Genomic DNA, 13,020 nt, shown 5'->3' on the forward strand with positions numbered 1-13,020 from the left:
CGTTTCTGACAGTCGATTACTTTTCTGAAAGTTAGACACATGTCATGTTCTGGCAAAAAAAGGCGCCAACTTAGCGCGTTGCTCTCTGCCAACCACCACAGGTCGTAGTATATTTTCACGACGTGCATTTTTTCACGTAATGCATGCCAGTTGTACCTTTAGTTGAAATCGGAAAAAACTTACATGGCCCTTGTCGTATGAATATGCTGGAAAAAATCCAGAGTCACTTAGAACTCTTGAGCAAATCAGAAAGAAAAGTGGCTGAAGTGATCCTGAGCACTCCGCAGACGGCTATTCACTCCAGCATCGCGACGCTGGCCAAAATGGCCGACGTCAGTGAGCCAACGGTTAATCGTTTCTGTCGCCGCCTTGAAACTAAAGGTTTTCCCGATTTTAAACTACATCTGGCGCAAAGTCTGGCGAACGGTACGCCGTATGTGAACCGTAACGTTGAAGAAGACGACAGCGTTGACGCCTATACCAGTAAAATCTTTGAATCCGCGATGGCGGGCTTAGAGCAGGTGAAATCGAGCCTGGATGTTACCGCCGTCAACCGCGCCGTAGATTTGCTGACGCAGGCGAAGAAAATTTCTTTTTTTGGTCTGGGTGCTTCCGCCGCAGTCGCACACGATGCGATGAACAAATTTTTCCGCTTCAACATCCCCGTGGTTTATTTTGATGACATCGTTATGCAGCGCATGAGCTGCATGAATTCCAGCGACGGCGACGTCGTGGTGTTGATCTCCCATACTGGTAGAACCAAAAGTCTGGTCGAAATGGCGCAACTGGCACGTGAGAACGATGCGACAGTGATCGCCATCACGTCGGATGGCACGCCGCTGGCGCGTGAAGCCTCGCTGGCCTTACGGCTTGACGTGCCTGAAGATACCGATGTCTATATGCCGATGGTATCCCGCATCGCTCAGTTGACATTGATCGACGTTCTGGCGACGGGGTTCACACTTCGTCGTGGGGAAAAATTTCGAGATAACCTGAAACGGGTCAAAGAAGCCTTACGTGAATCGCGCTTTGATAAAGACGAACGATTGATTAACCCTTTCAGGTGATAGGTAAGTTTTACGTTGTGCTTTGCTTTTAGTTATATCCTATACCCTAAATAATTCGAGTTTCAGGAAGGCGGCAAGCGAAGGAGTCCCAATGAGCTTACTCAAGTAAGTGATTCGGGTGAGTAAGCGAAGCCAACGCACATGCAACTTGAAGTATGACGGGTAATAAAAATGAGCGGTATCATCTACCCGCCTCATCTCGATGTAACCACAAACGGCGGTTATGGAAAGATGACGAGCATTACCTGTACAGTATGATAATCAGACTCAACACGATGTTCGGATAACGCAGGTGAAATAGTTTTGTTGTAAAGTGACATTTTGCACCGTTATTCGACGCTTAATCGCAACACTACAGCTTCACAAGTGAACGGAGTTATACATGTCCAGACGGCTCAGAAGAACCAAAATTGTTACCACCCTGGGGCCCGCTACCGACCGCGATAATAATCTTGAAAAGATTATCAATGCGGGCGCTAACGTAGTACGCATGAATTTTTCTCACGGCACAGCAGAAGATCATCAATTACGTGCCAACAAAGTTCGTGAAATTGCGGCTAAATTAGGCCGCCACGTTGCCATTCTTGGCGATCTACAGGGTCCAAAAATTCGTGTTTCTACCTTCAAAGAAGGTAAAATCTTCCTGAATATCGGCGACAAATTCTTGCTGGATGCTAACTTAGCGAAAGGCGAAGGCGATAAAGAAAAAGTCGGGATCGATTACAAAGGCTTGCCGAGCGACGTAGTGCCTGGCGACATTCTGTTACTGGATGACGGTCGCGTACAGCTGAAAGTCCTCCAGGTTGAAGGTCTGAAAGTTTACACCGAAGTCACCGTTGGTGGCCCGCTGTCTAACAATAAAGGCATCAACAAACTCGGTGGCGGTCTGTCTGCCGAAGCCCTGACGGAAAAAGATAAAGCCGACATTATTACTGCCGCAAAAATTGGCGTCGACTATCTGGCTGTCTCTTTCCCACGTACCGGTGAAGATCTCAACTATGCACGCCGCCTCGCACGCGACGCTGGCTGTAACGCCAAGATCGTATCAAAAGTTGAACGTGCTGAAGCCGTCTGTTCAGATGCCGCAATGGATGACATTATTCTGGCTTCCGACGTGGTTATGGTCGCGAGGGGCGATCTGGGCGTTGAAATCGGCGATCCAGAACTGGTAGGGATTCAGAAGAAGTTGATTCGTCGTGCCCGTCAGTTGAACCGTGCGGTCATTACCGCCACGCAGATGATGGAATCGATGATCACTAACCCGATGCCAACGCGCGCTGAGGTAATGGACGTCGCCAACGCCGTGCTGGATGGCACCGATGCCGTGATGCTGTCAGCAGAAACTGCTGCGGGTCAATATCCGGCTGAAACCGTCGCTGCCATGGCGAAAGTCTGTTTAGGCGCGGAGAAGATTCCAAGCATCAACGTCTCCAAACACCGCCTTGACGTGCAGTTTGATAACACGGAAGAATCCATCGCGATGTCTTCTATGTATGCGGCTAACCACCTGAAAGGGGTGACGGCACTGATCGCTATGACAGAATCTGGCCGTACCGCCCTGATGATGTCTCGTATCAGTTCTGGCTTACCGATTTTCGCCATGTCCCGTCATGAGCACACGCTGAACCTGACCGCACTGTATCGTGGTGTTACACCAGTGCATTTCGACAGCTACACTGACGGCGTTGCTGCCGCCAATGATGCTGTTATCCTGCTGCGTGATAAAGGGTTCCTGATGTCTGGGGATCTGGTTATCGTCACACAGGGCGATATCATGGGCACCGTAGGCACAACCAACACCATCCGCATCCTGCGCGTGGAATAATCATTGTAATAACCGACCCGCAGCTGAGTTGGCGGACGATATTATGATAGTAAAAAGCCGGACGATTTCTCGTCCGGCTTTTTTATCCATACGTCTACACACGACTCAGCTCACTGCTTGTTGCGGTATAGCTCATCGCGGCAATATGGCTCAATCTCACCCGGCTTGCGGGTTTTCAGCAATTTAAGAATCCAGGTGTATTGCTCAGGGTTCGGTCTGACCAGAATTTCAACTTCTTCATTCATGCGCCGTGCAATGTAGGCATCATCCGCTTCCGCCAAATCGTCCATCGGCGGGCGAATAAATACATCAAGGCAACCGTCTTTGGCGTTATATACTGGGAACAGCGGCACAATATCAGCACGGCACACTTTCATCAGCCGTCCGACAGCAGGCAGCGTTGCTTTATAGGTCGCAAAGAAATCAACGAATTCACTGTGCTCGGGGCCGTGATCCTGATCGGGCAAGTAATAACCCCAGCACCCAGAGCGTACGGAGCTGATAAACGGCTTAATGCCGTCGTTACGAGCATGGATGCGGCCACCAAAGCGACGACGTAACCGATTCCACCAATAATCCACCAGTGCATTCTTCTGATTGTGGAACATGGCCGCCATGCGCTGCCCGCGAGAGGTCAGCAACATCGCAGGGATATCAACTCCCCAGCCGTGCGGCACCAGAAAAATCACGTTCTTCTCTTGTGCTTTGATGCGTTCCAGAATGTCTTCGCCATGCCAGCGAACATATTTTTCGATTTTCTTTGGGTTACGAATTCCCACTTCTACCATCATGATCATCGACTGAGGTGCCGTCGCAAACATGTCATCAATGATAGTTTCGCGCTGCGCTTCCGTTAACTCCGGCATGCAGTACAGCAAGTTAATGCGGGCACGGCGGCGTGCGCCTTTTGATATTCTCCCGACAAAACGCCCTAACCCACCCAGAACCGGGTTTCTTAACCGCGCGGGAATATAGGCAGCAAGTGCCATCGCGCCAACGCCTAACCAAACGCCCCAATAGCGCGGATGAAAAAAGGCGCGTTGAAACTGGGGAACAAATTCAGCGTTCGATTTTTTTTCTTTTTCCATGCCTAAACTCTTCAGATCAATCAATAAACATAATCATAATTGCCGCTCGGCGTTTAGCAACACCTACTGACAATTACGCAAAAACACGTCTGCTCGACAATAAAAAATCAGGAACCAGTGTTCTATAAATAAAAATGCCGGCAGCAAGCCACCGGCACAACATGCAGTCAGTATCGTTAATCAAACTTAAGCTGCGGCACCACTTCCTTCACCTGCGCCAGATAATCACGACGCTCTTTACCCGCCAGCCCTTCAGAACGCGGCAGTTGAGCCGTTAGTGGGTTTACTGCCTGCTGGTTAACCCAGAGTTCATAGTGCAGGTGTGGGCCAGTGGAACGACCGGTATTACCAGACAACCCGATACGATCGCCACGTTTCACTTTCTGCCCAGGTTTAACCAATATGCGATTTAGGTGCATAAATCGTGTCGTATACTGGCGACCATGACGAATCACTACATAGTTGCCCGCTGCACCGCTGCGTTTCGCAATCACGACTTCGCCATCCCCGACGGCCAGAACTGGCGAACCTACCGGCATGGCAAAATCGACACCTTTATGCGGTGCAACGCGCCCCGTTACCGGGTTCAAACGACGTGGATTGAAATTGGAGGAAATACGGAATTGTTTCATGGTCGGGAAACGCATAAAGCCACGCGTCAAACCGGAACCTTCGCGATCGTAGAATTTACCGTCTTCTGCACGGATAGCGTAATAGTCTTTACCGCCGGTATTCAGACGAACGCCGACCAGTTCGCTCTGTTCACTTTTGCCATCGAGCATTTCGCGGGACATCAGCACAGAGAACGTGTCGTCTTTACGTAACTTACGGAAATCCAACTGCCATTGCAGCGCTTTGATTACGTCCCGCACTTCTGTACTGGTTAAACCGGCGCTTTTCGCGCTGCTGACAAAGCTGCCACTAACCCGACCATTCAGAACGCTGTTGCGCCACTCGCCTTTCAGCGTCTCAATGCGCTCTTTGAAATCGGCACCTACACGCTCATAAATCCGTGTTTCGCGACGAGACATCTGCCAGGTCAAACTTTGCAGATCGCCATTTTCTGCCAGAGCCCACGATATTTGCTGACCAATTTTCAGGTTACGCAAATCTTTATTTTGCTCTGCGAGCTGGGTGACATCCGCGATATCGATACCGTACTGCGTCAAAATGCTGCTTAAAGTATCACCCGTAGAGACCACATACTCATGTACGCCAGCTTCATCGGCAACTTTATCATCGAGCTCATCTTGCGGAATGTCGTCATCTGGCGAGGGTTGGTCTATCGGTTCACTGGCTTCAGGCGTCAGCGTACGCAGTTGGCTGGTTTCCAGGTCGATATCTTTCACGATGACGGGCGCATCATCGACATGGGGATAAACAAAAGGCCGCCAAACAGCAACGGCCAATGTCACAACGGTAAGCGACCCCAGCATGACGCGATGGGGCCGAGGTAAACTGTTATACGCCAGAGCGATAGTTCGGACTATCTGCTGCACTTATTCGTATCCTCATAATTTTTCCTCCAGACAGCTCACATACTGGTTCGATAGCTGCAACAAGAAATCGGCATAGCTATCTCTACCCAGTGCAATATTGCTTCCCAATGGGTCGAGCACACCCGAGCGCACGTCGGTTCCCTTGGCAACAGCATTAATAACGGCTGGTCTGAATTGTGGTTCAGCAAAAACGCATACGGCTTTGTGCTCAACCAACTGTGTTCGTATTTGATGTAAACGCTGTGCACCGGGCTGAATTTCGGGGTTAACCGTAAAGTAACCCAAGGGACTTAACCCATAGTGTTTCTCAAAGTAGCCATAGGCATCATGAAACACGAAATAGCCTCTACCCTGCACAGGCGCTAGCATCTTAACAATTTTTTCATCTGCTTGCGCAATTTTATCCGTGAAATAAAGCAGATTCGCGTCTAGTTTGTCCTTATTCTGAGGCATAAGTTCCAATAATTTTGCATGAATGGCGACAGCTGCCTGTATTGTCATCTCCGGCGATAGCCAAATATGCATATTGTACTCACCATGATGGTGACCATCGTCGTCGTCATCATGGGCGGCATTGCTGTGATCGTGGCCTTTTTCATGCTCATCATGTGCCTGCTCATGCCCATCTTCATGGTCATGCCCAGCCTCTTTTTTCAGCTCAGATTTAATGGCTGGCAGCGCAGAAAGCGCGATCTGCTTTGCTGGCGAAATTTTCGCTAACGGTTTCCCGAGGAAGGCTTCCATTTCCGGCCCGACCCAAATCACCAGATCGGCGGACTGTAAACGCTGGACATCAGACGGGCGCAAGGCATAATCGTGGGGCGACGCGCCATCAGGTAACAACACCTCGGTTGGCGTCACGCCATCGGCAATCGCCGACGCAATGAATCCCAAAGGACGAATTGAAGTAATGACCGCAGCGGATGCCGCGCTGATTGACATTCCGCTTGCGAGTAGCGCACCGGCAACAAACACACTTTTTAACCATTTTCTTTGCTGAATAGATTGCTGCATGAAGATCGATCCCATCGATTTTTATTGTGTTGTTTGTTATATTATAACGTTACATGGGTTATGCAAGCCGAATTATATGTCCACATTGGTATCACTTAATAATATTTCAGTGACATTTGGCAGCCGAAAGATCCTGTCAGATATCTCTCTGACCTTGCAGGCAGGTCGAATTCTGACGCTGCTGGGGCCGAATGGCGCAGGGAAATCGACGCTAGTCCGCGTGGTATTGGGGCTACTTTCTCCTACTTCCGGTTCTCTGGTACGGGATCCTGCACTGCGTATCGGTTACGTTCCGCAGAAACTGCATCTGGATACCACCCTGCCCTTGACCGTCAGCCGCTTTATGCAACTGCGCCCCGGTGTGAAAAAGCAGGATATCTTACCTGCCCTTAAACGTGTTCAGGCTGCACATCTGCTGGAACAACCGATGCAGAAACTCTCCGGTGGCGAAACCCAGCGCGTGCTATTGGCTCGTGCACTGCTCAATCAGCCTCAACTGCTGGTTCTGGATGAGCCGACACAGGGTGTTGACGTCAATGGGCAACTGGCGCTGTACGATCTGATTAACCAACTGCGGCAGGAATTCAACTGCGGCGTGCTGATGGTGTCGCACGATCTACATTTGGTGATGGCAAAAACCGATGAAGTTCTCTGCCTTAATCAACATGTCTGCTGCTCCGGCACGCCTGAAGTCGTTTCTCTTCACCCCGAATTTTTAGCGATGTTTGGCCACCGCGGCGCGGAGCAATTGGCAATTTATCGCCACCATCATAATCATCGTCATGACCTACAAGGACGTATCATTCTGAAAAGACAAGGTGGAAACGACGCATGATAGAGCTGTTATTTCCCGGTTGGCTGGCAGGGATTTTGCTGGCGATTGCGGCAGGCCCGCTCGGTTCGTTCGTCGTCTGGCGGCGGATGTCTTATTTTGGCGATACACTGGCGCACGCCTCCTTACTTGGCGTCGCCTTCGGCCTGTTGCTGAACATTAACCTGTTTTCTGCCGTTATTGCCGTGACGCTCATTCTGGCGCTTGGCCTCGTCTGGCTGGAACGACGTCCCTATCTGGCCGTCGATACATTACTCGGCATCATGGCTCACAGCGCCCTGTCGCTTGGGTTGGTTGTTGTCAGCCTGATGAACAATGTGCGTGTAGATTTAATGGCCTACCTATTTGGCGATTTACTTTCCGTCACAACAGAGGATTTGTGGGTGATCGGTGCGGGTGTGATCGTCGTTATTGCTGTTATGCGTTGGCAATGGCGGGCGTTACTTTCAATGACGATTAGCCCAGAATTGGCACACGTCGACGGCGTGAAATTACAGCGCACCAAGCTGCTTTTAATGCTGACCACCGCATTAACGATTGGTATTGCCATGAAATTTGTTGGCGCATTGATCATTACGTCACTGTTGATTATTCCCGCCGCCAGCGCCAGACGTTTCGCACGGACGCCGGAACAAATGGCAAGCATCGCTATTATTGTTGGAATGATTGCCGTGACAGGCGGCTTGGCCTTCTCGGCTGGCTACAATACGCCAGCGGGGCCGTCGGTGGTGCTGTGTGCATCTCTGCTATTTATTGTCAGTCTGCTTAAGCCACAACCCGCCTAACCCGCAGTAAACCGCTAAAAAAAAAGCCCTTCCGAATACACATTTCAGAAGGGCTTTATACTTTGAAAATCAGTAAGTTCACGCGAACAGCGTTTATTTCCGGTTAGCCATATCTGGAATGATTAAATCACCCCGTAAGACATACGACTCCAGAACATCCTGCGTTTTTTCATTGAGCCATGACACGATTCTGGCTGCCACCGCATCCATCGAATACTCAATTGCAGGAATCGCCGGAATACCAGGAATATCGAGAGAACCGGCAAGACTGAATACCATAATGTCCTGTGGCACGGATTTATTAAACGCCTGAAGCTGTGCGATGACTCGTTTTGCTTCTTGCTCATCCGCCACTAGGAGCGCATTGAAATTCAGCGTCGTGCTGTTATTGAGCAACACTTGCAGCGCTACCGACGACGAGGAAGACGCATCCATAAAAATCAGGTTGCGGTTAAACGGCAAGAAGTTATTTTCCAGCGCCCGCTTATATCCCAAAAGCACCTGATCCGCAGAACTGCTGGCGGCAGGATTGATCAGCGCGATTTGCCTACGCCCTTGTCGGATCAGGTAATTACATGCCGTTTCTGTGGCGAAGGCGTGATCGAATTGCAGGCTGTTAGTGGTATCAGCCTCCATACAATCGATCAGGATGATGCTCTTATCGGCCAGATTCAGCGGGAAGCGCGCACCGATGATTAAAATATCATCACATAGACCGCTGGTTAGCTCATCTAGCACATTCATGACTTCTGCTTTGCTGCTGGCAAACCGCAACAAGAGATGTTTTTGATGTCGACTAAAGTGTTTTTCCAACGCATAAAGATAGCCGGTCGTCTGGTTGATATTGTCCTGAGCGCAAATGACACCAATACATCCGGTTGACTGGCTTAACAGCGATTGGGCGATGACGTTGGGTCGGTATTTAAGCTCATCAACCGCTTTTAACACTGCAAGGCGGCTGGCTTCCTTTACGCCGCGTGAACCACTCAACACCCGGGAGACTGTGGCTTTGGAGACCCCAGCTAAACGCGATACATCGTTGATTGTAGACATCATTTGCCCCTGGAAAAACGCTAAACTCGACTCGAAACCTTTAACACCAACAGCGCATTGTATTGCTTTGCAGTATAACCGTTTCCATTCAGCATGGAAACCGATTATCCATTTAACATCCAATAGACACTCTTTCCGATAAGATGTGATGCAAATCTAATTAATACGGCCAGAAATCATCACACCTTGACGGTCATCACACTTCTCTTTTCTTTGCATGGAAAACGGTTTCCATATGATATCCAATCATCTTAGCAATAAGTTTTTACATTGTGCTTGGCGGAAAATGCGGTCCGTCGCGGAAGAAAAATAACGGATATAGGCTCACTTTCACAAAAGGCTGCCACACACGATTTATCTATCCGGCCCGTTAAGACAACGGGTTACGGTATGCACCGTGGCGATACGTACTTGATGATGAACTGTCGCCTTCGCGGTGGCATACGAAAAGGTGTTCACATGAGTTCCTTATATCAATCAATGATTGCTTCTATCGAACAATCGATTACCCCGCTGGCCGGGCGTTTAGGGCAACAAAAGTATGTGATCGCTATCCGCGATGGTTTTACTGCCGCACTCCCCTTTATGATCATTGGCTCATTTATGTTGGTGTTTATTTTCCCTCCCTTCTCTGCCGATACCACTGTCGGGTTTGCCCGCACCTGGCTAGATTTTTCCATCACCTATCGCGACCAACTGATGCTGCCTTTCGAGCTGAGTATGGGCGTGATGACCTTCTTCATTTCCGTTGGCGTCGGGGCCAGTCTGGGGCGACAGTTTGATCTCGATTCTGTGATGTCCGGTCTGCTGGCATTTATGGCTTTTCTGCTCGTCGCCGCGCCTTACGCCGATGACAAAATTTCTACGGAGTATCTGTCAGGGCAAGGGATATTCACCGCTTTACTCACCTCTATCTATTCCACCCGTGTTTATGCCGCGCTGAAACAACACAACATTACCATTCGCTTACCGAAAGAAGTGCCAACAGGGGTCGCTCGCTCATTTGAAATTCTCATTCCCGTGTTGGTTATTGTCGCGACACTGCACCCACTCAACCTCTTCGTTGAGGCGCAAACGGGCATGATCATTCCCGAAGCAATTATGCATCTGCTGGCACCACTGGTTTCTGCCTCAGACTCGCTGCCCGCCATTCTGCTATCTGTGCTGCTATGCCAGCTTTTCTGGTTTTCGGGTATCCACGGTTCACTGATTGTCACGGGTATTATGAATCCATTTTGGATGACTAACCTGGCCGTGAATCAGGCAGCGCTGGCAGCAGGTGAAGTACTACCGCATATCTATTTACAGGGATTTTGGGATCACTATCTGTTAATTGGTGGCGTCGGCTCAACGCTGCCCTTAGCTTTCCTGCTGTTACGCAGCAAAGTGACTCACCTGCGTACCATCGGCAGAATGGGCGTCGTACCGAGCTTCTTTAACATCAACGAGCCGATCATGTTCGGTGCGCCCATTATCATGAACCCGATGCTGTTTCTGCCTTTTGTCTTCGTCCCCATGATCAATGCCGTACTGGCTTACACGGCAACCAAAATGGGGTGGCTGGCACAAGTCGTATCGCTAACCCCCTGGACGACACCCGCTCCTATTGGTGCATCATGGGCCGCAAATTGGAGTTTTAGCCCGTTTATCATGTGCTTGCTATGCATGATGTTTTCCGCACTGATGTATTTACCGTTCCTGCGCGCTTATGAACGTACGCTGATGAAGACCGAGGAGCAAAAAATGCAGAGCGGCCTGTCGATGGCAAAAACGGCAGGTAGTAATTAATGGGGTAAATAAAGAATTGGTTAAACGTATTAAATAGAATAAATAAAATAACGCGTTCAGTGACGGAATATTTTCATCATCTATGATATTCCGCCCTGAATAGCATTCAAGCATGCGGCAGAGGGAATAACCATTGCCGCTGGTATTCGGTCATATAAAAAATAGGTCATATCATGATTACATTAGAAGATGCAGTAATGGATATTATTGTCAATGCGGGGCAATCGCGCAGCCTGTGTTTCGAGGCACTGCACGCTGCGCGCAAAGGTAACATTGATGAAGCCAAAGATTTGCTGAAGGAAGCCGATGGCTATGCACGCAAGGCACACCATATGCAGACCCAGCTAATCGAACAGGATGCAGGTGAAGCCAGACAGCCGATGACTTTAATTATGGTTCATGCTCAAGACCATTTAATGACATCACTGCTCGCCCGCGAATTATCAGAAGAAATTATTCATCTTTACCAGCGGTAATATTACCTCTTAAAGGGAGGGTAGATTACGTCAGTTATTTAATTACCTTGCACTATTAGAAAAATAACAATCACCTTGTTCTGAGCGCCGTGCAATTATTCACGTCAATCAGAACCGGATGGTTATTGTCTGAAAATAACTTACCGAATTGAGATGACTATGAAAAATTGCAAAAAACTTCCAGTTACGCTGGCGGTGCTGGCCGCCCTTTGCTCCAGTTCCGCACTCGCACAAGAAATCATTACTCAGGAACAATTAGATCGTATCGTTGCTCAAGCCGTGGAAAAAGCGCTGGCGGAACGTCAGGCTAAGTTAGACGCGATTGCCAGCAAACAGGTCGATCCTCTGACGACACCGGATGCCCCGAAGACGCCTGACATGGCGATACCTTATGGTGTCGAATTCACTGGCTATGCGCGTTACGGCGCGCAATTCCAGGGCGGTGACCAGAAATATGTTGGGGTTGACGGTTCCTATAACGGAGCTTCCGCATTAGGCCGTCTGGGCAACGAAGGTAATGGCGGTGAATTTCAGCTTTCCAAAGCTTTCAAAAGTGATAATGGCGCTATCTGGGATATCGTCGTGATGATCGACCACTGGGGCGATGAAGTTAACCTGAAAAAAGCCTATGCCGGCGTCACCAATCTTTTCGCCTCTCAGCCAAACGCCTATCTCTGGGCGGGACGAGATTTCCACCAGCGCCCACAGCAAAGTATCAACGACTACTTCTGGATGAACCATGACGGTCAGGGTGCGGGGATAAAGAATTTTGAACTCGGCGGTATTCAATTCGATGTGGCGGCCGTCGGTGCCGTGGAATCCTGTAATCCCCAAGTGTTAGCCAATAATGCGAACCCCTCACGCATCAGCTGTACCGGTGGCTCCGGCACGGGCGATAAAGGCAATTACGCCCTGACCTCCAAAGTGCATGGCATCAAGCTGGGGCCGTTGGATCTTGCGCTGTACGCTAACTATGGTTTTGACTCAAAAGCGGTGAATAACGATGAGCGGATGAAAGCCTGGCAAGGCGGCGCCGTTCTGAGCCACACGGGAAAGAATAGCCTCAATCAGTTCATCACCCGCTATTCAGACAATGCGGATAACAGCGTTTATAACAAAACGAACAATCTGAAAACCTTCTATGCCAGCTTCGAAGGTAACTACAAATTCACACCACAAACGCAGGTCGCATACCTGTTAGCCTACCACGACTACTCGAATGACTCAGCGAGTCAGGACGACCGTCGTAACTACAATGCTATCGTTCGCCCTATGTATTTCTGGAATGACGTGCATTCTACCTGGCTTGAAGCAGGCTATCAGCATGTAGATTACGGCCAGGACGGTGACAATAAGGGGTGGAAACTGACGCTTTCCCAGAATGTCTCGATCGCGATGGGACCGGAGTTCAGACCGATGTTGCGCTTCTATGTCACTGGCGGGGAAGTCGATAACAAACACACCGCACGGACAACGACTGGGGTCAACACGCAGCTCGATTCGTTTAACGTTGGGGCAATGTGGGAAGCCTGGTTTTAATCACATAAATTTAGGGAGACCGTCTGGTCTCCCTAAATATGGAAAAACATCTTT

11 protein-coding genes are annotated in these 13,020 nt (G+C 49.6%); 7 read left to right on the forward strand and 4 right to left on the reverse strand.

Going from position 1 to position 13,020, the window contains the following annotated elements; translation table 11 throughout:
- Positions 1-197: 197 nt before the first annotated feature.
- The gene (locus DUT67_RS11940; protein WP_010275858.1) at positions 198-1,067 is read left to right on the forward strand and encodes a MurR/RpiR family transcriptional regulator; all 870 of its coding nucleotides are present in this window, start codon (positions 198-200) and stop codon (positions 1,065-1,067) included.
- 382 nt (positions 1,068-1,449) lie between these two features.
- A complete protein-coding gene (gene pyk, locus DUT67_RS11945) occupies positions 1,450-2,892 on the forward strand; it encodes a pyruvate kinase (protein WP_011094029.1) in 1,443 nt (480 codons plus the stop codon).
- Between the two features lie 110 nt (positions 2,893-3,002).
- On the opposite strand, the gene lpxM is transcribed toward pyk, so the two are convergent.
- The 3 genes from lpxM to znuA form a co-directional block, all read right to left on the reverse strand.
- Positions 3,003-3,980, reverse strand: coding sequence for a lauroyl-Kdo(2)-lipid IV(A) myristoyltransferase (gene lpxM / locus DUT67_RS11950; RefSeq protein ID WP_113625851.1), 978 nt, complete (start codon positions 3,978-3,980; stop codon positions 3,003-3,005).
- A 176-nt stretch (positions 3,981-4,156) separates the two neighbouring features.
- Positions 4,157-5,479, reverse strand: coding sequence for a murein DD-endopeptidase MepM (gene mepM / locus DUT67_RS11955; protein WP_048260425.1), 1,323 nt, complete (start codon positions 5,477-5,479; stop codon positions 4,157-4,159).
- A 12-nt stretch (positions 5,480-5,491) separates the two neighbouring features.
- Positions 5,492-6,493, reverse strand: coding sequence for a zinc ABC transporter substrate-binding protein ZnuA (znuA, locus tag DUT67_RS11960; protein ID WP_048260427.1), 1,002 nt, complete (start codon positions 6,491-6,493; stop codon positions 5,492-5,494).
- Between the two features lie 76 nt (positions 6,494-6,569).
- On the opposite strand from znuA, the gene znuC reads away from it, so the two are divergent.
- Positions 6,570-7,328, forward strand: a complete 759-nt coding sequence (znuC, locus tag DUT67_RS11965) for a zinc ABC transporter ATP-binding protein ZnuC (protein ID WP_048260608.1) — start codon at positions 6,570-6,572, stop codon at positions 7,326-7,328.
- Positions 7,325-8,110, forward strand: coding sequence for a zinc ABC transporter permease subunit ZnuB (gene znuB, locus DUT67_RS11970; protein WP_048260428.1), 786 nt, complete (start codon positions 7,325-7,327; stop codon positions 8,108-8,110). Before znuC ends, znuB begins: the two co-directional genes overlap by 4 nt.
- Before the next feature lie 93 nt (positions 8,111-8,203).
- Here the strand turns inward: znuB and DUT67_RS11975 are convergent, their stop codons facing one another.
- The gene (locus DUT67_RS11975) at positions 8,204-9,163 is read right to left on the reverse strand and encodes a LacI family DNA-binding transcriptional regulator (protein ID WP_048260430.1); all 960 of its coding nucleotides are present in this window, start codon (positions 9,161-9,163) and stop codon (positions 8,204-8,206) included.
- Positions 9,164-9,622: 459 nt separating this feature from the next.
- Between DUT67_RS11975 and DUT67_RS11980 the strand changes: the two genes are divergently transcribed.
- The 3 genes from DUT67_RS11980 (at position 9,623) to DUT67_RS11990 (ending at position 12,966) form a co-directional block, all read left to right on the forward strand.
- Entirely contained in the window at positions 9,623-10,951 is a 1,329-nt protein-coding gene (locus DUT67_RS11980) for a PTS sugar transporter subunit IIC (protein WP_113625850.1), read from the forward strand.
- Between the two features lie 173 nt (positions 10,952-11,124).
- The gene (locus DUT67_RS11985) at positions 11,125-11,427 is read left to right on the forward strand and encodes a PTS lactose/cellobiose transporter subunit IIA (protein ID WP_143485664.1); all 303 of its coding nucleotides are present in this window, start codon (positions 11,125-11,127) and stop codon (positions 11,425-11,427) included.
- 159 nt (positions 11,428-11,586) lie between these two features.
- Positions 11,587-12,966, forward strand: a complete 1,380-nt coding sequence (locus DUT67_RS11990; RefSeq protein WP_113631922.1) for a carbohydrate porin — start codon at positions 11,587-11,589, stop codon at positions 12,964-12,966.
- Positions 12,967-13,020: the final 54 nt, after the last annotated feature.

It is taken from the genome of Pectobacterium peruviense (assembly GCF_003312355.2).
GTDB classification, from domain to species: Bacteria; Pseudomonadota; Gammaproteobacteria; order Enterobacterales; family Enterobacteriaceae; genus Pectobacterium; species Pectobacterium peruviense.